This is a genomic window from Elstera litoralis (assembly GCF_000963705.1).
Taxonomy (GTDB): domain Bacteria; phylum Pseudomonadota; class Alphaproteobacteria; order Elsterales; family Elsteraceae; genus Elstera; species Elstera litoralis.
Map to the genome: position 1 here is coordinate 1 of NZ_LAJY01000109.1, position 20,836 is coordinate 20,836.

Consider the following 20,836-nt stretch of genomic DNA (forward strand, 5'->3'; position numbering starts at 1 on the left):
GACGCTGGCAATGCAGATCGCGCGGATGCAGCGGCCCGAGGCGCGGCACTGGCGCAGCAAGCTGATGGAGGCTGGGACGGCGCTGCTGCTCACCGCGCGCTACGGGCGGGACGAGTTGCTGCGTCATTATCTGCGCCTCGTGCCTTACGGCAACGGTAGCCACGGCATCGCCCATGCCGCGCGCTGGTATTTCGATAAGCCGGTGGAAGACCTCAGTTGGGCCGAAATCGCCTTTCTTGCTGCCCTGCCGCAAGCGCCCGCGCGGCTTAATCCGTTACGCGCCGAGGGGTTGCCGCGCGCACTCGCCCGCGCTGGCCGATTGCTCGGGCGGCTCGAAGCACGCGGGGTGCTCAGCAATGGCGAACGGCTGATGGCGGTAGAACAGTTGCGCCGCCTCGCCCTCACCCCGCCCGCGCGCCGCCCGGAAAGCCTGCACGCGGTGCTTCGGTTGCACGATCGTTTGGTCCAGACCGGCTGGCGGCCTGCGGGCAGCGACGGGCGCGTGCAAACAACGCTGGATCGCGGGTTGCAGCGCGAGGCCGAACGGCTGTTAGTGAAGCATATTGCCGAGTGGCGCGGGGCTGAGGCCGAACAGGCGGCGGCCCTGATCGTCGATCGGCGCACGCTGGCCGTGCGCGCGGCGGTGGGGTCGGCGGGGTTTTTTGGTACGCCGAGCGGCGCTTTCGATTTTACCCGCAGCCTGCGCTCGCCGGGCAGTACCTTGAAACCGTTCTTGTTTGCGCTGGCCTTGGAGCGGGGGATTCTCGCGCCCGATCAGGTGATGGCCGACGCGCCCGAAGATGCCTTGGGCATTGCTAATGCCGATGGGCAGTTTCTTGGCCCGCTGCTGCCCCGGCAGGCGCTGGCCAATTCGCGCAACATTCCCGCGACCAATCTGCTGCGCGGCCTTGGCTTCGAGCCGACCTATCGGTTCTTGGAAGATTTGGGGCTGCACCATCTCGCAATCCCGGCGCAGCATTTCGGCCTGTCGATGGCGATTGGCGGGCTGCCGACCCGGCTCGATTGGCTCGTGCAAGCCTATGGCGTGCTCGCCAATGATGGGATGTTTCAGCCCCTGCACTGGTATGCGGGCGAACCGGGCGAGGCCCCGCGCCGCCTAGTGTCCACCACCAGCGCCCGGCTGGTGACGGGGTTTCTGGCCGATCCGCTGGCGCGTCTGCCCAGTTTTCCGCGCAATGGGCCGACCGATTACCCCTTTCCGGTCGCCGTGAAAACCGGCACGTCGCAAGCCTATCGCGACGCCTGGACCGTGGCCTATTCCGACGATTATTTGATCGGCGTTTGGGTGGGCCGTGCCGATGCAGCGCCAATGCGGCAGGTGACGGGCGTTGGCGCGGCGGCCCCCTTGGCGCGCAGTCTGATGCTGCTCGCGCATCGTGCCACGGCAGGCGATATGCTTGATGCCGATTTCCCCGCGCCCGAAGGATACGAACGCATCAGCCTGTGTAGCTTTACCGGCCAACCCGCCGCCCAGGCCGAAACCACCGCCGGATGCGGGCCGGTCTTACGCGAGTGGCTGCTACCGGACCGTCCGCGCCAATCCGCGCCATCGCTACCACCAATGTTGGCGGCGCTGCGCGTGGCTGAGCAACCGATCTCCCTCACCATCACCGCGCCCAAGAATAATCTGCGGTTGTGGCGCAATCCGGAAGTTCCGGAGGGGGCGAACCGGCTGACCTTGAAAATGGTAGCCGATCCGCCCGTAGCCGAGGTCGTTTGGTATGCGAATGGCGTCGCCCAGCAGGTCAGCCCGCCGGACGCGCCCTTCTATTGGCCGATCCAACCGGGGCGTCACGAGTTTCAGGTTCGCTTGCCGCAACGCCCCGAAACCTCGGCCCCGGTCAAGATCGTGGTGGAATAGCGGACTACCCCGCCCGCAGGCTTTTCGCTGCCGCCACCATCTGTTCGAGCGCGGGTTTGACCTCCTCCCAGCGGCGGGTTTTTAGGCCGCAGTCGGGGTTGACCCAAAGCTGATCGGGTGGCAGATGGGCGCGGGCTTTGTCGAGCAGCGCGACCATATCGGCTTTGGTGGGCACGCGCGGCGAGTGGATATCATAGACGCCCGGCCCGATGTCATTGGGGTACTGGAAGCCGGTGAAAGCGTCGAGCAATTCCATCTTGGACCGCGAGGTTTCGATGGAAATGACATCGGCATCCATCGCCGCAATCGCGCCGATGATATCGTTGAACTCCGAGTAGCACATATGGGTATGAATCTGCGTGGCGTCGCTGACGCCGGAGGCCGAGAGCCGGAAGCATTCGGTGGCCCAGGTAAGATAGGCCTCCCACTCCGCCCGGCGCAGGGGCAGCCCTTCGCGGAACGCCGGCTCGTCGATTTGAATAATGCCAATCCCGGCGGCCTCCAAATCACTCACTTCATCGCGCAACGCGAGGGCGATTTGACGGCAGACCGTTTCGCGCGGCACGTCGTCGCGCACGAAGGACCAACCGAGCATCGTCACCGGCCCCGTCAGCATGCCTTTTACGGGACGGTCGGTGAGCGATTGCGCGTAGGACGCCCAGACCACCGTCATTGGCTTCAAGCGGGCCACATCCCCATAGAGAATCGGCGGACGAACGTAGCGGGAGCCGTAGCTTTGCACCCAACCGGCTTGGGTAAAGGCATAGCCGGAAAGCTGTTCGCCGAAATATTGCACCATATCATTCCGCTCGAACTCGCCATGCACCAGCACGTCGAGGTCGATTTCCTCCTGCCAGCGGATTGCCTGTTCGGTCTCCTGTTTGAGGAAAGCCTCATACTCGGTCGCTGAAAGCGCGCCTTTACTCGCGTGGGAGCGGGCCTTGCGGACGGCTTCGGTCTGCGGGAAGGAGCCGATGGTCGTGGTCGGGAAGGGCGGCAGCTTTAGCTTCGCCTGCTGAAGCACGCGCCGGTCGGCGAAAGGCCGGTAGCGCTGTGCCCAGGCGGGAACCACGCGCCCAAGCCGCGCGCGCACCTCCGGATTATGCAATCGGGGGGAGTTTTTCCGCGCGGCATAGGCCGCACTGGCCGCCGCGAGATCGGCGGCGACCGCATCCCGGCCTTCGGTGAGGGCACAGCGTAGAACCGCGAGCTCATCAAGCTTCTGCACCGCAAAGGCGAGCCACGAGCGCAGATCGGCGTCCAAATCGCGTTCCTGCGTCACGTCGATGGGGACATGCAGCAGCGAGCAGGAGGGCGCGAGGATCAGCTTTTCCGCGCCCCAAGCAGCGACAATAGGCGCGATTTGGCTCAGCAAACCGTCCAGATCGGCGCGCCATACGTTGCGCCCGTCGATCACGCCGAGGGACAGCGTGAGGTGTTTCGGGGCCTCGGCCAGCACGCGCGGCAGATCGGCGGCCCCGCGCACCAAATCGAAATGCAGGCCGGCGACCGGAAGGGTTAGCGCCGTGGTCAGATTATCCGCCATCGGGCCGAAATAGCTCGTCACCAGCAGCTTCAGCTTCGGTTCGGCGTCCGTGAGTGCAGCATAGGCGTGGTGCAGGGCGGCGCGGGTGGCGTCATCGAGATCGAGGGCGAGGCAAGGCTCATCCATCTGCACCCAGTCGGCCCCAACCGCGTGCAGGCGGGCGAGCAGATCGGCATAGACGGGCACAAGCCGGTCGAGCAGCGCCCAGGGGTCGAAACCGGCATCGGGCGATTTGGCGAGCCGCAGGAACGTCACCGGCCCCAGCAGGACGGGGCGGGTGTGGATGCCTAAGGCCTGGGCCTCCAGAAACTCGGCAACGGGCTTGGTCGACGCCAGTTGGAATTGCTGATCTTTGCCCAGTTCCGGCACGATGAAATGATAATTGGTATCGAACCATTTCGTCATTTCCTGGGCGGCAAGGCCGGTGCCGGGCACGCCGCGCGCCAGGGCAAAATAGGTTTCCGCCGTTACCGGCCCGCCGGTCCACCCGTAGCGATCGGGGATCGCGCCGACGAGGACGCTGGTATCCAGCACGTGATCGTAGAGGGAGAAATCATTGCTGGGGATATGATCGACCCCCGCGTGCTGCTGCTGCCGCCAGTTTTCGGCGCGCAGGCGGGCGGCGGTTGCCTCCAGATCGTCGAGGCTGGATTTGCCCGACCAAAAAGCTTCGAGCGCGTGTTTCAAGTCGCGGCGTTGGCCGATGCGCGGCACACCTAGGGTGCCGATCGGAATGGTAAGCTTAGACATTGGCAAATACCCCATAAAGATGGGGCAAAGGCCATAGCGGACGCGATTGCACCAGGCCCGGTTTGCCAAGCCTGCTGCGCAAGCGACACACCGGGACACCCCGCCCGTGGACGTTATCTGTCATGGCAGGTCTCCTGGCTCGCGGGTCACGGCGCGCAATCCTGTCTTCCCAAAGCCTAAGCCTCAGTGACGTGGGTGGATTGCGCGCTCGCCGCGCACAGTTGCGGGGGCAGCTCCGGCTTTGGTGGGGGTGAGCCCCAATCCGCACCGGATTCCCTCTTAGCCCAAAGCCGCATGCGGCGACCTTGGGAACCATAACGCCCCAAATCTGCGGCAGACAGCAACGTTTGTCAATATAAGGATTTGTTTATATCGTTATGCGATGTTGAGGGCCTACATCACCGCGCCGAGGTGCCACGGCACGAACTCATTATCGCCCATGCCGTGCTCTTCCGAGCGTGTTGGCGCGCCGGAGGCGGTGTCGAGCATCAGTTGAAACAGGGCGGCCCCCGCGTCGGCGACGCTTTGGCCCTCGTCTAGGATCGTTCCGCCGTTGAAATCCATATCCATCGCCATGCGTTTGAACAGGCCGCTATTGGTAGCGAGCTTCAGCGACGGCGTCGGCTTGCAGCCGTAGGTCGAGCCGCGCCCAGTGGTGAAGCAGATCAGCGTCGCCCCGCCCGCCACTTGCCCGGTCGCCGAAACCGGATCATAGCCGGGGGTATCCATGAACACGAGGCCGCTGGTCGTAACGGGATCGGCATAGCCGACCACATCCATCAGGCCGCTGCTGCCTGCCTTGGCGACTGCGCCTAAGGATTTCTCCAAGATCGTCGTGATCCCGCCCGCCTTATTGCCGGGGGAGGGGTTGTTGTTCATATCGCCCTTGTGCTGGCGCGTATATTCCTCCCACCAGCGGATGCGAGCGAGCAGCTTTTCGGCCACCTCCGGCGATGCGGCGCGGGCCGTGAGGAGATGTTCGGCCCCGTAAATCTCCGGGGTTTCGGAGAGAATCGCTGTCCCGCCCTGGCGCACGAGCCGATCGACCGCCGCGCCTAAAGCTGGGTTCGCGGTAATCCCCGAATAACCGTCCGACCCGCCGCATTGCAGCCCGATCGTTAGGTGCCGGGCGGAAACCGGCGTGCGGCGCACGTTATTGGCCAGCGGCAGCATCGTTTTAATGAGGGCGATCCCCTGATCGACCGTCTCGCGCGTGCCGCCTTCCCCCTGAATAGTCAGGCTGGCGACCAAGCCAGAGGGGCGCGCGGCGAGGCTTTCGGCCAAGGGGGCGATCTGATTGACCTCGCAGCCGAGCCCAATCAGCAGAACCCCGGCAAAATTCGGATGATCGGCATAACCGCGCAACGTGCGCTGGAGGATCTCAATGCCCTCGCCGGTGCCGCTCATGCCGCAGCCGCTGCTATGGGTAATGGCGACGATTCCGTCTACATTCGGGTAATCGGCCAGGGCCGCGCCTTTGAAGGCCTCGGCGATATAGCGGCAGACGGTGGCCGAACAATTCACGCTCGCGATAATGCCGATGTAATTGCGCGTGCCAACCTTGCCCGACGCGCGCACAATCCCTTGAAACTGCGCGCCCTCGGCGGGTTCCGTGGGGCGATAGGCGCTGCCGATGGCCTCCTCAAGCCGCATATCGCCCATCGTGAGATTATGCATATGGACATGGTCGCCGGGGGCAATCGCCTGGGTAGCAATGCCGATGACCTGCCCGTATTTCAACACGGGCGCTCCCTGAGCAATCGGCGTCACCGCCAGCTTATGCCCGCTTGGAATGGCAACCGTGGCCACCCCGGTAAACCCCTCGACGGTAAAAGCAGTTCCTGCCGCAATATCGCGCGTCGCAACGGCAACCGAATCGGCGGGGTTTAGCAGAATGAGGGCAGGGGCGGTCATGGGGGCCTCCTCAGGCGAGCGTATTTAGAGCGGCGCGCAGGCGGGATTGCGGCAGGGCGAGGCCGTGGGCTTCCGCCTGGGCCACAATCGGGGCGAGGCGGCGTTGCTTCTTGTCTCGATGGTTTTGGGCGATGTCGGCAAGGCGGTGATCGAGGAAGGGGTTCAAGAACCGGTCGCGCACCTTGGCACAATAGGCGACGGCAAGCTCGCCTTCGCCCGCTGCTGCGAAAACCGGGAGCACCTCGTCCTGCCAAAGCGCGTCGAGATCGGCGCTGATCGCGGGAGTGTTCATCGCCTGATAGACCGTTTCATCGGCGCGGCGTCCCTGGCGCAGCCAGCCTTCAGCAAGATAGGTATGGCCGAGGTTGAGCAGATGCAGCTTGAGCCGTTCAACCTGACCAAGATCATCGACCAACTCGATGGCCGGATGCGTGCAGGGCAGGGTGAGCCCGTCTTGCCGCTCAATCGCCCAGAGCGCATAGGGTTCTGCGACCGCGCCGACGGGCTGGATGGGTTCGGAGACGATCCGGTCCACCAGCGAATTCGCCCAGCGGCAGCCACTGGTAAGATAGTCTTGAAAGGCGGCGGGCAAGCCCCACTCGGCAGCGAGATCGCGCACGATTTTCTTGAGGTGATCGCCATTGCGGGAAATCAACTCGCAAGGAAAGAGCGAGATCGGCGCGGCCCCGGCCTGCCAACGGCGATGGAGCAATACCAAAAGCTTGGCCGGAAAGCTGCGCGGTGCCTCAGTCCCCGGTGCCAGAAGACTCGGCCCATCGGCGGGATCGAGCCGATAGCCGCTATCGCCGGTATTGGAGAGGATCACCTGAACCTCGCCCCCCATTAACCGGCACAGGTCCGGCCAGTCCCGTTGGGCTTGATAGGCGGCACGGATCGCGGTGCAGGTTTGCTGAGTATCCACGACTGCGCCCTTCAGGCGGCCCCGGACGCGCACCGGATAGCCCGCGCCGCTGGCGAGTGCGGCAATGCGGGCGGCGCTTTCCGGGTTCGCCGTCGTTTGCACCACGGCGACCGGGCCAAGGGCGTCGCCGCGCGCCAGCGCTTCCGAGATGAACAGATCGGCATGGGCCTGCAGAAAGCGGCTGGTGCCAAACTGGAGAATCGGCGTGGTCACGGGATCAGCACTCCACCAGGGCTTTCACCACTCCCGCCGCCGGGTTCAGCAGGTCGGCGAAGGTTTCGGGCATGCTCGCTAGAGTCAACCGATGGGTATTCAGCGCGGCGTCGGGCACTTTTCCCGCACGCATGGCGGCGAGCACCGTTTCGAAATCTTCCATCGTGGCATTGCGGCTACCCATCAGTGTCATTTCGCGCTTATGGAACTCCGGGTCGGAGAAGCTGATGTGACTGCTGACGATGGAGACCAGAACATAGGTGCCGCCGTGGGCGACGAACTGGAAGCCGCGCTCCATCGCCTTTGGATTGCCGGTGGCGTCGAACACCCGGTCGAAAAACACCCCTTCGGTGAGCGCCGAAAGCTGCGCCACATCCTCCGGCCCGATGGCAACGGTGGCGGCAACGGCCAAATGCCGCGCGCAGAAATCCAGCCGGTCCTGCCGGGTGTCGAGCATCGTCACGGTGGCCCCGCGCAGACTGGCGAAAAATAGCAACTGCCATGCCGATCGGCCCGGCCCCAACGACGAGAACCCGCTGCCCGGCTTCCACCTGCCCGCGCCGAACCGCGTGCGCGCCGATGGCGAGAAACTCCAGCATCGCCGCCTGATCGAGCGAAATCCCCTCGGCCTTATGCACGAATTCTTCCGGCAGGCTGAGGTATTCGGTAAAGGCCCCGTCGCGGTGAACGCCTAAGACTTGGATATTCTGGCAGCAGTTGGTTTTCCCCTGACGGCAGGCGTGACAGGTGCCGCAGGAGAGATAAGGCATGACGAAGGCGGGGTCGCCCGCTTGGAAACGGCTGCCGTCCGGCGCTTCTTCGATAATCCCAGAAAGCTCGTGCCCCATAACGCGCGGATACTGCAAATAGGGCTGATTGCCGGTGAAAATATGAAGATCGGTCCCGCAAACGCCGACGCGCTTGACCCGCAACAAAACTTCGCCCGCGCCCCGTACCGGCTTGGGTCGAGTTTCAGCGCGTAAAGTGCCGGGGGTTTCGCAGATGACGGTGAGCATGGTTTTCCTCGAAGGCTAGAATGCGTTAAAAAGGTCAGTCGGTATGGAAAACGGGCGCCATCATCGCCCAATGCTCGCCGGGCGCGCGGCTCGGCAAGGGGATTTGGCAGGGGCTACAGAAGCTCCACCAGCGTTGGGTTTCCGGATCGGCGGCAATGGCGGCCATATCGGCATCGAAATCGGTGCCGTGATATTCCCAATACCCGAACAGCAGATTCTCCGGCTCGCGCAGGAAGATCGTGTAGTTGCGGACATTGGATTGCGCGATCCGCGCCAGAACCTGCGGCCAAACGGCGGCGTGCAGGCGGCGGTATTCGTCAATCTTATCGGCGGCGATACCAATGACCATGCCCATGCGTTGCATCGGGACTCTCCTAAGCCAAGCAGTAGAAATTGCGGGCGGTGTCACCGAACACGGCGGTATGGGCTTCGGCAGGAATCAGGGCTTCGGCCATCGTCCGCCAACCGCGATAATCCCCCGCAAGGGTCAGCACCGGCCAGTCGCTGCCCCACATCAGCCGATCCGGCCCGAACAACTCGAACAAGGTGTCGGCATAGGGGTGAATAGTCTCAATCCCGGTCTGTGCCCCGGCTTCGGTGAGCAGGCCCGAGAGTTTGCAAAAGACGTTCGGCAGCGCGGCCAGTGCCGCCATATCGGCACGCCACCCCGGTGTGCCGCCGCGCGCGATGTCCGGCTTTGCGCCGTGGTCGATAACGATGGGCAGAGCCGGGAAGCGGCGGGCGAAGCGCAGAAGCGTGGGCAAATGCGGCGGCAGAGCGAGGGCGTCGAAAGCAAGGTTTTGCGGCCTGCATCGCCGCAATCGCGGGATTGAGCGCCGGATCGTCCAGCCAGTCGGCGGGCAGGCTTTGCAGCAGCGGACGCAGGCCCTTTAGTTTTGGATCGGCGCTCAGAATCGTGATTTGCGCGGGCGCGTCGGCGGCCTTGAGATCGACCCAGCCGACCACCCCCAAAATGAAGGAATGGCGCGCGGCGAGCCCCAACATAAATTCGGTATCGGCCAGCGACGGGAGCGACTGCACGAGGATCGTTCCGTCAATTCCGCTGTCCGTCAGCAAGGGCGCAAGATCGTCCGGCATGAAATCCCGATGGATGGCGGCCAACTCCGGCGGTGGCCAATCGCCGACCCGCGTTGCCAACTGCCAGAAATGCTGATGCCCGTCGATCCGCATGGCTTACGCGCCCGCTGGCGTGGGGGCGGCGGCGTCGATCAGGCCGCGCGCTGTGAGCGCCTGCCAGAAAGCGCCGGGAATCGCGCTGTTGAACCAGGCGATATTGGTTTCAAGCTGGCCCCGCGTGCGCGCGCCGGTCACGACACTAACGACGCCCGGATGGGCGAGCGGGAACTGAAGGGCGGCGGCGGGCAGGGCAACACCGAATTCCTGGCAGACTGCGGTCAGCGCCTCAACGCGCGCGATCATCGCAGGCGGCGCATCGGCGTAATTGAATTTACCGTTGCCAACCAAAAGGCCCGAGTTGAACACCCCGGCGGCGACGATGGCATTGCCCGCCTTCCGGCAGTTTTCGAGGAACGGTGAAAGGCTACTCTGTTCCAGCAGCGTATAGCGCCCGGCCAGCATGGTGCAGTCGAGATCGATTTCCTGCATCGCGTCCTGAACGACTTCCCACTCGTTCACCCCGAGGCCGATGGCATTGACGATGCCCGCCCGGCGCAGCGCATCGAGCGCGCGAAAGCCGCCGCCCTGGGTGAGTTGCTGCCAATGGTGATCGTGCTTCTCGCCGTGGGTGACGCGGCCAATATCGTGGACATAGAGAATATCGAGGCGGGCGATGCTGAGGCGCTGATAGGAATCCTCCACCGAGCGCATTATGGCATCGTAGGAATAATCATAGACCTGATGAAACGGCAGCGCCTCGGCCCAACCGTTAGTATCGGCCCCCGGCGCGCGCGCGCCGCCCGCGTTGGGGCGGATGAGGCGACCGACTTTAGTGCTCAGAACATAATCCTCGCGCGCCCGGTCGCAGAGGGATGCGCCCATCCGGTGTTCCGAGCGGCCATAGCCGTAATAGGGGGCGGTATCGAAATAGCGGATGCCGTTTTCCCAGGCGCAGGCAATCAGATCGTCCGAGCAGGCCGCCGTGCTGGCGCGGTAGAGCCCGCCAATCTGGGCACCGCCCAGGCCGAAAATCGGGAGCGATAGGCCCGTGCGGGGCAGGGGGCGGCGATCGGTTAGAAGCATCATTCCACCTGAGAGACTGGGGAAAAAGGGGCGTGCGCAAAACGGGGGGCCGCGTGCGCACGCCCGAGGCGGGGAGTAAGACTGGGTTTAGTACAGAACGTTCTTGGCTTCGGGCTTATCGATATTGCCCTTGGTGACGATCACGACGCCGGTATCGAGAAATTCCGGCACCGGCTGCTTGGCCAGCAGCTTCACGATGCTCTGCACACCGAGATAGCCCATCTGGTAAGAACCCTGCACGGCGATGGCTTCCAGCGTGCCGTCTTTCACGAAGCCTTGCAGATCCTGATTGCCGTCGAACCCGACCGCAACGACGCGGCCCGCTTTTCCGGCTTGGGTGATGGCGCGGCCCATGCCGATGGCAGTGGCTCATTCGCGCCGAAGATGCCCTTCAGGTCTGGGTGCGCGGCCAGCACGTCGGTGGTCTGGTTCAGCGCGGTCGCCATTTGCGACTGCGAATAATAGGTGCCGACGATTTCGAGCTGCGAATTGGCTTTGATATATTTGGTGAAACCGCCGACGCGCCCGATTTCCGAGCCCGCGCCTGCCACATAGGACATGACGGCGATTTTGCCGGTCTTGCCGACCTTATCGATCAAGGCTTTGGCACTGAGCTCGCCCGCCTTTTCATTATCGGTGGCGAGGAAGGATTGATAGTAGCGCTTGCCCGCCTCCGACAGCATCGAGTCGATCAGCACCACCGGGATTTTGGCTTCCCAAGCTTTTTTCAGTGCGGGAACCAAAGCATCGGGGTCGGACGGGGCCAGCACAATGCCCGCAACCTTACGGTTCACGGCGTTTTCGACCATATTGACTTGGTCGGCGATGGCCGATTCCGAGGCGGGGCCTTGGAAGGTCATCGAATAGCCCGCCGCTTCCTTATTGGCATCGGTCGCGCCTTTTTGCACATTCTGCCAAAAAGGTCGAGTTCACGGTTTTGACGATCACCGCGACTTCCTTATCGGCGGCATACCCGGCACCGGCGAAGAGCGCCAGGGCGGATACGAGACAGGCGGACAGGATTTTCTGCATAGTTTCTCTCCTTGGGGGATTCGGAAGTTGATCTTCCTGTTCGGGGCCGGGCGAATGCCTAGCCCTGGGTTTTCAGCGCCGGTTGCGGATCTGGTCGATCCACACCGTGAGCAGAATGACGAGGCCGATGATGATTTGCTGCGTGAAGGCGGAAACGCCGTTCATGTTCAAACCATTACGCAGGATGCCGATAACGAAGGCGCCGATGACCGTGCCGGAGATGGTGCCGACGCCGCCGATCAAGGAGGTGCCGCCGATAACGGCGCTCGCAATCGCATCCAGCTCGTACATCACGCCCTCGTTCGGTTGAGCGGTGACGAGGCGCGACATCAGCACGCAGCCGGTGAGCCCAGCGAAGGTGCCGGACAGCACATAAGTGAAGAGGGTGACGCGGTTCACGTGGACGCCGGAGAGGCGCGCGGCCTCGCTATTGGAGCCAACCGCATAGATATGGCGGCCCAGGGTGGTGCGGCTCAGCATGATCGACACGGCAATCGCCAGCACGACCATAATGATGACGGGGTAGGGAATGCCGGGAAACACAACATCCGGAAACCCATCGCTGCCGATATTCACGACGCGGAACAGCGCGCCATTGCCAAGCTCGCCGAAAGCCTCGCCGAGACCGGAAACCGCCCGCGCGCCGGTGATTTGCAGGGCGACGCCGCGCGCGACCAGCATCATTCCCAGGGTAGCGATGAAGGGCGGCAGTTTCAGCCGGGTCACGCAGACGCCATTGAGGAAACCGCAGAAAGCCCCGACCAGAATACCGGCAAACATCCCAAGCGGCACGGGCGCGCCCGCCTTCACGGCAAGCGCCGCGACAACCCCGGCCAACGCCAGCACCGAGCCGACCGAAAGATCAATCCCGCCGGTAATGATAACGCAGGTGGCGGCGATGCCGAGGTAGGCGATGGAGGTCACTTGCAGGCCGATGGTCATGCCATTGCTGACGCTGAGGAACGCGTCGCTGGTGGCGGAGAAGATCACGATCAGCAGCAGCAGGCTCGCGAGCGCTGCGAACTTCTGAATCAGGTCTTTCTTTTTGTCGTTCATCAGGCGGGCCTTATGGTCGGCAAGCTCTTGCGCGCTGCCTTGATCGGCGGCAGTCGCCTTTTGAGTGCTAAGATCGGTCATTGGGCTGCGGCTCCGAGCGTCGACGGGCGGCTATAGCCCGAGGCGTAATGCATGATTTCTTCCTGATTGGTGTCGCGCGTTGTCAGCACGGTCTGAAGGCGGCCCGCGTGGAACACGGCAACCCGGTCGGTCAGCCCCAGGATTTCCGGCAATTCCGAGCTAATCAGCACCACGCCGATGCCTTGGGCGGCGAGACGGTCGAGCAACTGATAGATGGCGAACTTCGCGCCAACATCGATGCCGCGCGTCGGCTCATCGAAAAACAGAATGCGCGACTGGCGAAACAGCCATTTGCCGATAACGATTTTCTGCTGATTACCGCCCGAGAGCAGTTTTGCCACTTGATGGGCGGAGGGGGTTCGGATCGACAGCATGTCGATATAGGTTTGCGCGGCCTCGGCTTCGGCTTTGAAGTCGATAAAGCCAAACCGCCCCGAAACCGCGCCCATATTGGCAAGGGTGAGATTCTGCACCACCGACATTTTCACCGCGAGCCCGTGGCTTTTGCGGTCTTCCGATAGGTAGGCGATGCCATGCTCGATAGCGTCGCGCGGGCTTTTGATCGACAGCGCGGTTTCGCCGAGGTGAATACTGCCCGAATCGAGCGGATCGGCGCCAAAAATAGCGCGGGCAACTTCAGTCCGCCCCGCGCCCATCAGGCCGGAAAACCCTAGGATTTCGCCGCGTTTCAGCTCGAAACTGACGTTTTGGAACACGCCCGCGCGGCTGAGGTTGCGCACCGACAGCAAGGTTTCCTCGGTCGGCGTCGAGGTGCGTTCGGGGAATTTCTCATCCAGCGACCGGCCAACCATGCGCGAAACGATGTCATCAATGCTGGTGGCGGCGAAGGCCTGGGTAGAAACATAGCGCCCGTCGCGCAACACCGTCACCCGGTCGACAATCGCGGCCATTTCATCGAGCCGGTGCGAGATATAGACGATGCCGACGCCGTCGCGCTTCAGATCGTGGATCACCTGAAACAGCAGCGCCGTTTCCGATTCGGTGAGCGACGAGGTCGGCTCGTCCATAATCAGGATTTCGGCGTTCAGCGACAGGGCCTTGGCGATTTCCACCATCTGACACTGGGCGACCGAGAGGTTCTTTACCAAAGCATCGGGCTGAATATCGACGCCGAGCCGGTCGAGGCAGGCTTGCGCGTTGCGGCGCAGGGCGGCGCGATCGATGAACCAGCCGCGCGTCGGCTCCCGCGCCAAAAAGATGTTTTCGGCGACCGACAGATGCGGGATCAGGTTCAATTCCTGATGAATAATGGCAATGCCGGCGCGTTCGGCGTCGAGCGAGTTGGCAAAGCGCCGGGTTTCGCCCTTATAGGTGATACTGCCGCCATCGGGCTGATATTGGCCGCTGACGATTTTCATCAGCGTCGATTTACCCGCGCCATTCTCGCCGCAAACCGCATGCACTTCGCCGCGCTTCAAATCAAAACACACTTGATCGAGCGCGCGCACGCCGGGGAATTGTTTCGTCACCTGGTCGAGCCGCAGCACTTCCGTTCCCAGAAGCGCGGGTGGGGGATCTGGACGGCGCGCGGATGCTCGCCCGTCCGATGAAGACGGTTGCATAGAGTTCCTCCCTAAGCGCGGTGCCGGAGCTATGCGCAGAACCCCACTCTTCGGTGGGTTTTGGCTTTCACGATCTCAATCGCGGCGGCCTTGGCCAAACGATAGGATGCTCGATTATTCTGGTCAAGCCAATTTACCAATTTAATGCGATTGGCTTGACCATAACGTAAGTGGCGGGTTTTTAAGTGTTTTTTGCTGCACTGCACACGGGGTTAACCCTTGTCGCCTGCAAAACCGACCCGTATGGTAAGGCCAATTCACGAAAGAGCCGACGCATGCCCAGTCTGGTCAAACCCATCGAAACGCGCCGCCTGTATCAGCAGGTCGCCGACGAAATCCGCGCGCTGATCGCCCGTCAGGCTTTTCCGCCCGGCACGCGGCTGCCGCCGGAGCGTGATCTTGCGCAGCAGCTCGGCGTGTCGCGCCCCTCGTTGCGGGAAGCTTTGATTGCCTTGGAAATCGACGGCAGCGTCGAAATTCGTATGGGCTCGGGCGTTTATGTCTGTGCCCCTGCCGAACGTTTGGCGACGAGCACCGCCGCCTTAGGCGAAAGCCCGTCCGAACTCATGCAGGCGCGCGCCGCCATTGAAGGCGCGGTCGTCGTGCTCGCCTGCGCCCGGATCACGCCGGACGGCTTAATGCGGTTGCGCGAAACCCTCCAACGCATGAAGGCCGAGATGGAGCAGGGCCGCTCGCCGGTGGAGCACGACCGCCAATTTCATCTAACCCTCGCCACCCTCAGCGGCAATTCCGTGCTGCTGCGGCTGGTGGGGGAACTCTTCGACGAACGCCATAGCCCCATTTCCTCGCAACTGCGCGAGCGCTTCGACAGCGCGCAAACTTGGCAGGCCGCCGTCGATGAACATGAAGCGATCCTTCAGGCGCTGGAAGCGGCCGATCCGCTGGCGGCACAAACGGCGATGCGCCAGCACCTGAAGGCATCGACGGAACGTTGGATTACGAGCTAACGCAGACCTGCGCCTGTTGGCCCAATCCCTGAATGCCGAGTTCCATTCGGTCGCCGACTTTCAGATAGACCGGCGGCTTTTGCCCGAGGCCGACGCCCGGCGGCGTGCCCGTGGAAATCACGTCGCCCGGCTGCAAGCTCATGAACTGCGACAGGTAGGAGACGACGAACGCGACGCCATAGACCATCGTGCGCGTCGAGCCGTTCTGATAACGGTGGCCGTTAACTTCCAACCACATATCGAGGTTCTGCGGGTCCGGCACCTCGTCCTTCGTCACCAACCAGGGGCCGAGCGGGCCGAACGTGTCGCAGCTTTTGCCCTTGGTCCATTGGCCCTGACGTTCGATCTGGAAGGCGCGTTCCGACAGATCATTAATGACGCAATAGCCCGCCACATGGTCCAGCGCGTCGGCCTCACTCACATATTTGGCGGTTTTACCGATGATAACGCCGAGTTCCACTTCCCAATCGGTCTTTTCCGAGCCGCGCGGGATTTCAACCGGGTCGTTTGGGCCTTGAATGGCGGAGGTGGCTTTCATGAAAATCACCGGCTCGGTCGGCACGCTCGCGCCGGTTTCCGCCGCATGGTCGGAATAATTCAGCCCAATGCAGATGAATTTACCCGTGCCGCCCACGCAGGGGCCGAGGCGCGTGTTCGCATCGACCAGCGGCAGGCTGTCGAGCGGCAGGGCGGCAATCGCGGCAAGCCCTTCGGGGGCAAGCCAACGCCCGCCGATATCGCCCACATGGGCCGAAAGGTCGCGGATGCGGCCGTCTTGATCCAAAATTCCAGGCTTTTCGGCCCCAGCTTGGCCGTAGCGGAGTAGTTTCATCGCGAGTCCCCAGGGGTTTTAGGTATTGGACCAACCGCCATCGACGGTAATGGCCTGTCCGGTCATGAAACCAGCTTCATCCGACGCAAGATAGACGGCGAGCGCGGCGATTTCCTCGGCGGTGCCCAGGCGTCCCATCGGTTGCCGGGCGATGAAGGCGGCGCGGGCGGTTTCATAATCGCCCAGCGCGCGCATGCGGTCGTGCAGGGAGGGGCTATCGACCGTGCCGGGGCAGATGGCGTTCACGCGAATGCCGCGCGTTACATAGTCGGCGGCGACCGATTTGGTCAGCCCGACCACGGCGGCTTTGGTGGTGCCATAGATGAAGCGGTTTGGGGCGGCGATTACCGATGAGGCGACCGAGGCCATATTGATAATCGACCCGCCCCCTGCCTCCAGCATGCCCGGCAGGAACGCCCGGATCATCCGGTACATCGCGCGGACGTTGAGCGCGACTGAGAATTCGAAAGCGGCTTCGTCGCAGTCCATAATCGTGCCGGCGTGGACGTAGCCCGCGCAGTTGAACAGGATCGACGGGGCGGGAACCTCGCCCGCGAAGGCGATAATCGCGGCAGGGTCGCACACATCCAGGCGGCGCGGGGTGATGCCGGGCAGGCCGTGCATCGCGGCCAGCAGCCCATCATTGATATCGGTCGCAATCACCTCGGCCCCCTCGGCGGCGAAGGCCAGGGCGGCGGCTTTGCCCATGCCTTGCGCGGCAGCGGTGATAATCGCAGTTTTGCCGTGCAGTCTTCCGGCCATTCCGGGGTGTTCCTTCCTCCAGGGAGCGGGCCTTGACCGGCCGTCGCGATGATCTGTGTTAGATCGTTCCATTTTAGATACACAGCATCATTGCATCTGTAAATCATGATTTCAGTCGAGCGAGAGCGTTTCCGAAATGCGCCGCGCCGCTTCGGCCAGAGCCGCTAGAATCTCCTCGGGCTCTTTCGGCATTTGGCGCGTGCGCAGGTAGGGGCAGGTGAGGGCCGCCACCGCGCCGCCCTCGTGGCTATCGAGGATGGGGCAGGAGAGATCGATCACACCTTCAGCGGTGCCGCTCGGGCGTTTTACCGCCCCCGTAGCCCGGAACCCGTCCAGGGTTTGCGTCAGCGCGTCGAGATCGATCCACGGGTCTTCCCGGCGCAATTCCTCATAGATCCGGTGCCGCCGCCGCGCGCTCATGAAGCTCAGCAGGCAGTGCCCGGAGCCGGTAAGAACGAGCGGTTGCCGGTAGCCGATGCGCACGGTAAAGCCGATGTGGCTGGTGCTTTCCACCCGCGCGATCACCGCAATCTGCGTGCCCGAGGGCACCGCCAGATGGCAGGCGTAGCCGGTGCTATCGGCAAAAGCGTTCATGAACGGCAGCGCGATTTCGATCAACGAGCGATTGCTGGGCCGGTTCATCCCGAGGCGGAACAGCCGGTCCGTGACGATGAAACGATCGTCCGCCTCGGTCCGCTCGATATAGCCGCGCTCGGCTAAGACCGCGACCATGCGAAAAATCTCGCCCTTGGTGCGCCCGACGCCGTCGCCGATCTGCTGCAAGGATTGCGGCTCGCGCGATTCCGACAGGAATTCCAGAATATCCAGGCCCTTCTCCAGCGCGGGGGCGGAGTAGCGGCGCTCTTTGTCGTCGGGAAGCGGCGGGTCGATCTCGGCGTCACTCACAGGTTTTTCCTCGCGGTCGCTTGACGGGATGTTTCATATATGATTATCCATTTTACAGAAAAAACACTCCGACAAAAGCCCCTTGGGAGGCAGCATGCCGCACCAGATTCGCATCACCGGCCACCGCAGCTACGATATTCGCTTTCCGACCTCCTCGCAAAAGGATGGATCGGACGCGATGAATGCCGATCCCGATTATTCCGCCGCCTATGTGGTGCTGGAAACCTCCGGCGGTCTCGAGGGGCATGGGCTCACCTTCACCATCGGGCGCGGGAACGATCTGTGCCGGGCGGCCATCGATCTGCTCATGCCGCGCCTCGTCGGGCTCAGCCTTGCGGAGATTATCGCCGATATGGGGGCGTTCTGGCGGCATGTAACCGGCGATTCGCACCTGCGCTGGGTGGGGCCGGATAAGGGCGTGATGCATCTGGCCACCGGCGCGGTGGTCAATGCCGTTTGGGATCTGTGGGCCAAGCACGCGGGCAAGCCAGTGTGGCAGTTGGTGGCCGACATGAGCCCGGAGGAGATCGTGAAGCTCATCGATTTCCGCTATCTCACCAATGCGCTGACCCGCGACGAGGCTTTGGACATTCTCACCAAAACCAAGCAAGGCGAACCCGTACGCCGGGCGAAACTGCTGGCGGAAGGCTATCCCAGCTACACGACCTCCGCCGGGTGGCTCGGCTATGATGACGCGAAAGTGCGCCGACTGTGCCGCGCGGGCGTGGCGGAAGGCTGGAGCCATTTCAAACTAAAAGTCGGGCGCGATCTGGCCGACGATATCCGCCGCTGCCGCGTGGTGCGCGAGGAAATTGGCCCGAACCGGGTGCTGATGATCGACGCAAACCAGATTTGGGAGGTCGATGAAGCGATCGCGTGGGTGCGCGAACTGGCGGAATTCAATCCCTGGTTCATTGAAGAACCAACCTCGCCCGATGATATCCTCGGCCATCGTGCCATTCGCGCTGGAGTCGTCCCGATCAAAGTGGCGACGGGTGAAATGTGCCAGAACCGCATTATGTTCAAACAATTCCTTCAGGCCAACGCCATCGATGTCGTGCAGATCGATGCGGCGCGCGTCGGCGGGCTCAACGAGAATCTGGCAATCATGCTGATGGCGGCGAAATTCGGTAAACCCGTCTGCCCCCACGCTGGCGGCGTTGGCCTGTGCGAATATGTGCAGCACCTTTCGATGATCGACTATCTCTGCATCTCCGGTTCCTGGGACGGGCGGGTCGCCGAGTTCGTCGATCATCTGCACGAGCATTTTGTCACGCCGTGTGAGGTGCGCCAGGGCCGTTATCTCGCCCCGCGCGCGCCGGGCTTTTCCATCGAAATGAAGGCCCCCTCTATCGCCGCGCACCTGTTTGCGGGGAACTAACGATCAGATCGGGCGCGGGGGTGGTCGAGATACCCTGCGCCTCGGCGGCCTCGGCCTGCACGCGCAGCGCCCGTTCAAACGCTGGGCGCGCGCTGAGCCGCTGCCAATAGGCGGCGACGGCGGGGGAAAATTCGGCGTCGAGCCCGGTATGTCCCGCCAGCATCAGCGCATAGCCGACCGAAATATCGGCGGCGGTGAAGCGCCCGGCGCAGAGATACTCGTGCGCGGCCAAGAGCGGATCGAGCGTCCGCAATCGCCCGAGAAACCATTTGCCATAGGCCTCGGCAACCTGCGGCAAGCGCCGTTCCTCCGGCTCGAACCGGCTATAGCGCAGCACCAGGGTTTGCGGGAAGGTCAGCGTCGCTTCGCCGAAATGCAGATAATTGAGGTAGGCCCCATAGTCGGGCTCCTCCACGGCTACCCGCAGCGGCGTCGGCCCGTGCCGGTCGGCGAGATATTGGCAGATGGCGGCGGATTCGCTCATCCGCGTGCTGCCGTCCTCAAACAGCGGGATCGTGCCCAGCGGGTTCACCTCCAGATAAGATCGATCGAGCACGCGCGGCGGGAAGGGTAGAATTTTAAGCCGATAGGCCAAGCCCAATTCTTCCAGCATCCATAGGGGCCGGAAGGAGCGGGCACTCAGGCAATGATAGAGGGTGATGGTTGGATTCATAATTTTTCTCTCCAGTCATTATGGAAATTAAATAACAAATTCAATATATAATTCAAATAATTGTGAAATATTATAAAATTAGTCATTATTATTAATACGTAACGTAATCCCCTCATAAATCATTGAGATTGTAATCTTGCGAGATATGCGTTTTTTAATGTAATTGTGCATTGATTTTCTATTTTTTTTGGTGTAATAGGAGGGGTAATGCTTTTTTGAGGGAAAAAATGTCTAGACACGATATATCGAACAATGATGCAAGAATAATAGCTGGTTATGACCCCCCGTTTGGTCATTATTTTTTGCAAATTTATAAAAATGATAAAGAGGATCCATTAACCTATACCGCTGAAACCATTGAGGGATTTATTGCTCATTGCAAAAATCGTGTTTTGATTAATGAAGAGTTATTAAGGAGTTTGATAAATGATAGAGAAAAAAGTGAGAGGGTTGCCGGTTTTAGCACAGAAAAAAGTGAATATAAGAAAAATGAAAACGATCTTAATGATTTTGTGAAGAGAAAGTTTCATTTATTGGAGACTGAGACTACCTCTGTGTATTTCGATGAAATGAAAAAAAGATTTTTGGAGTGTGTGTCTGCATACGATATGGCGCTCTGTGCGATCTACTCTCTTGGTGATAAAGATATTATTAACAGTTTATCCAAAATGAAATATATTTCAGTTCTTGTTGATAAAAAACAGCACGATTATCATGTACAAGGAAATAATAAATTGTATGACGCATTGATTAAACGTGATGGTTTGCCTTCTAATAAATTATCTTCTATTGAAACTTATAATAACGAAAAGGATTGCCCAGGGGAACCATATGAAAAATTATCAGCATTTAAAGTTGTTGATATTGATCAAATTAAAAATTACGAAAGTTTTCACACAAAAATTTTTTGTATTCTGCAATGTCCGTGAGATTCTTGCAGAGGAGTTAGGTGGTGATTTTGAAAGGGTTATTATTCCAAAAGCGGTTTGGGTAGGATCTTATAACCCTACGCGTACTGGAGATGGATCTATACAGGCATCAATTTTGCATAGAGATCGTAGGGTAATTCTTGCTTTTATGTCTGAGTATTTTTCCTTAT

19 protein-coding genes, 3 pseudogenes and 1 riboswitch are annotated in these 20,836 nt (G+C 61.3%); of the genes and pseudogenes, 5 read left to right on the plus strand and 17 right to left on the minus strand.

Annotated features, from left to right (window positions below):
- Positions 1-1,882, plus strand: a 1,882-nt coding sequence (locus tag VZ95_RS05480) for a transglycosylase domain-containing protein (RefSeq protein ID WP_045774973.1), incomplete at its 5' end; no start/stop codon positions are given.
- 4 nt (positions 1,883-1,886) lie between these two features.
- On the opposite strand, the gene metE is transcribed toward VZ95_RS05480, so the two are convergent.
- From metE to VZ95_RS25135, 4 genes are all read right to left on the minus strand, one after another.
- A complete protein-coding gene (gene metE / locus VZ95_RS05485) occupies positions 1,887-4,178 on the minus strand; it encodes a 5-methyltetrahydropteroyltriglutamate--homocysteine S-methyltransferase (RefSeq protein ID WP_045774974.1) in 2,292 nt (763 codons plus the stop codon).
- A gap of 107 nt (positions 4,179-4,285) precedes the next feature.
- A riboswitch (cobalamin riboswitch) is annotated at positions 4,286-4,510 on the minus strand.
- Between the two features lie 61 nt (positions 4,511-4,571).
- A complete protein-coding gene (locus tag VZ95_RS05490) occupies positions 4,572-6,092 on the minus strand; it encodes a UxaA family hydrolase (RefSeq protein WP_045774975.1) in 1,521 nt (506 codons plus the stop codon).
- Positions 6,093-6,102: 10 nt separating this feature from the next.
- Positions 6,103-7,227, minus strand: a complete 1,125-nt coding sequence (locus VZ95_RS05495; RefSeq protein ID WP_045774976.1) for a mannitol dehydrogenase family protein — start codon at positions 7,225-7,227, stop codon at positions 6,103-6,105.
- A gap of 4 nt (positions 7,228-7,231) precedes the next feature.
- On the minus strand, positions 7,232-7,684 hold the full coding sequence (locus VZ95_RS25135) for a zinc-binding dehydrogenase (RefSeq protein WP_198148105.1): 453 nt from the start codon (positions 7,682-7,684) through the stop codon (positions 7,232-7,234).
- Positions 7,685-7,691: 7 nt separating this feature from the next.
- Between VZ95_RS25135 and VZ95_RS25140 the strand changes: the two genes are divergently transcribed.
- Positions 7,692-7,922 (plus strand): hypothetical protein, encoded by a 231-nt coding sequence (locus tag VZ95_RS25140; RefSeq protein WP_198148108.1) that lies wholly within the window; start codon positions 7,692-7,694, stop codon positions 7,920-7,922.
- Here the strand turns inward: VZ95_RS25140 and VZ95_RS29145 are convergent.
- The 9 genes and pseudogenes from VZ95_RS29145 to VZ95_RS05530 form a co-directional block, all read right to left on the minus strand.
- Positions 7,914-8,243 (minus strand): annotated as a pseudogene (locus VZ95_RS29145) (alcohol dehydrogenase catalytic domain-containing protein); the annotation flags it as partial. The gene VZ95_RS25140 and the pseudogene VZ95_RS29145 sit on opposite strands and share 9 nt — an antisense overlap.
- A gap of 34 nt (positions 8,244-8,277) precedes the next feature.
- Positions 8,278-8,607 (minus strand): L-rhamnose mutarotase, encoded by a 330-nt coding sequence (locus VZ95_RS05505; protein ID WP_045774977.1) that lies wholly within the window; start codon positions 8,605-8,607, stop codon positions 8,278-8,280.
- Between the two features lie 10 nt (positions 8,608-8,617).
- Positions 8,618-9,064 (minus strand): amidohydrolase family protein, encoded by a 447-nt coding sequence (locus VZ95_RS26685; protein WP_332308003.1) that lies wholly within the window; start codon positions 9,062-9,064, stop codon positions 8,618-8,620.
- 40 nt (positions 9,065-9,104) lie between these two features.
- Positions 9,105-9,434: pseudogene (locus VZ95_RS28575) on the minus strand (amidohydrolase family protein); the annotation flags it as partial.
- Positions 9,435-9,437: 3 nt separating this feature from the next.
- A complete protein-coding gene (locus VZ95_RS05515; RefSeq protein ID WP_198148106.1) occupies positions 9,438-10,466 on the minus strand; it encodes an aldo/keto reductase in 1,029 nt (342 codons plus the stop codon).
- A gap of 84 nt (positions 10,467-10,550) precedes the next feature.
- Positions 10,551-11,371, minus strand: a pseudogene (locus VZ95_RS05520) (substrate-binding domain-containing protein).
- Positions 11,343-11,495 carry a hypothetical protein gene (locus VZ95_RS26690; protein ID WP_232302495.1) on the minus strand — a complete coding sequence of 51 codons (153 nt, stop codon included), beginning with the start codon at positions 11,493-11,495 and terminating at the stop codon, positions 11,343-11,345. Before VZ95_RS26690 ends, VZ95_RS05520 begins: the two are co-directional and overlap by 29 nt.
- Positions 11,496-11,567: 72 nt before the next feature.
- Positions 11,568-12,632: an ABC transporter permease gene (locus tag VZ95_RS05525; protein WP_084627593.1), complete on the minus strand. Its 1,065-nt coding sequence runs from the start codon at positions 12,630-12,632 to the stop codon at positions 11,568-11,570.
- Positions 12,629-14,215: a sugar ABC transporter ATP-binding protein gene (locus VZ95_RS05530; protein WP_045774978.1), complete on the minus strand. Its 1,587-nt coding sequence runs from the start codon at positions 14,213-14,215 to the stop codon at positions 12,629-12,631. Before VZ95_RS05530 ends, VZ95_RS05525 begins: the two co-directional genes overlap by 4 nt.
- A 275-nt stretch (positions 14,216-14,490) precedes the next feature.
- Here VZ95_RS05530 and VZ95_RS05535 point away from each other — a divergent pair, with 275 nt between their 5' ends.
- Positions 14,491-15,183, plus strand: coding sequence for a FadR/GntR family transcriptional regulator (locus VZ95_RS05535; protein ID WP_045774979.1), 693 nt, complete (start codon positions 14,491-14,493; stop codon positions 15,181-15,183).
- Here VZ95_RS05535 and VZ95_RS05540 read toward each other — a convergent pair.
- The 3 genes from VZ95_RS05540 to VZ95_RS05550 all read right to left on the minus strand — a co-directional run bounded on the left by VZ95_RS05540 (position 15,173) and on the right by VZ95_RS05550 (position 17,683).
- Positions 15,173-16,015, minus strand: a complete 843-nt coding sequence (locus VZ95_RS05540) for a fumarylacetoacetate hydrolase family protein (RefSeq protein ID WP_045774980.1) — start codon at positions 16,013-16,015, stop codon at positions 15,173-15,175. The two genes, VZ95_RS05535 and VZ95_RS05540, sit on opposite strands and share 11 nt — an antisense overlap.
- An 18-nt stretch (positions 16,016-16,033) precedes the next feature.
- Positions 16,034-16,777, minus strand: a complete 744-nt coding sequence (locus tag VZ95_RS05545) for an SDR family oxidoreductase (protein ID WP_045774981.1) — start codon at positions 16,775-16,777, stop codon at positions 16,034-16,036.
- 111 nt (positions 16,778-16,888) lie between these two features.
- On the minus strand, positions 16,889-17,683 hold the full coding sequence (locus VZ95_RS05550; protein ID WP_052711516.1) for an IclR family transcriptional regulator: 795 nt from the start codon (positions 17,681-17,683) through the stop codon (positions 16,889-16,891).
- A gap of 94 nt (positions 17,684-17,777) precedes the next feature.
- Here VZ95_RS05550 and VZ95_RS05555 point away from each other — a divergent pair, with 94 nt between their 5' ends.
- The gene (locus VZ95_RS05555; RefSeq protein WP_045774982.1) at positions 17,778-19,064 is read left to right on the plus strand and encodes an L-fuconate dehydratase; all 1,287 of its coding nucleotides are present in this window, start codon (positions 17,778-17,780) and stop codon (positions 19,062-19,064) included.
- On the opposite strand, the gene VZ95_RS05560 is transcribed toward VZ95_RS05555, so the two are convergent.
- On the minus strand, positions 19,033-19,737 hold the full coding sequence (locus VZ95_RS05560) for a glutathione S-transferase family protein (RefSeq protein WP_045774983.1): 705 nt from the start codon (positions 19,735-19,737) through the stop codon (positions 19,033-19,035). The two genes, VZ95_RS05555 and VZ95_RS05560, sit on opposite strands and share 32 nt — an antisense overlap.
- Before the next feature lie 227 nt (positions 19,738-19,964).
- Here VZ95_RS05560 and VZ95_RS23885 point away from each other — a divergent pair, with 227 nt between their 5' ends.
- Positions 19,965-20,666, plus strand: a complete 702-nt coding sequence (locus VZ95_RS23885) for a hypothetical protein (RefSeq protein WP_156995088.1) — start codon at positions 19,965-19,967, stop codon at positions 20,664-20,666.
- Positions 20,667-20,836: the final 170 nt, after the last annotated feature.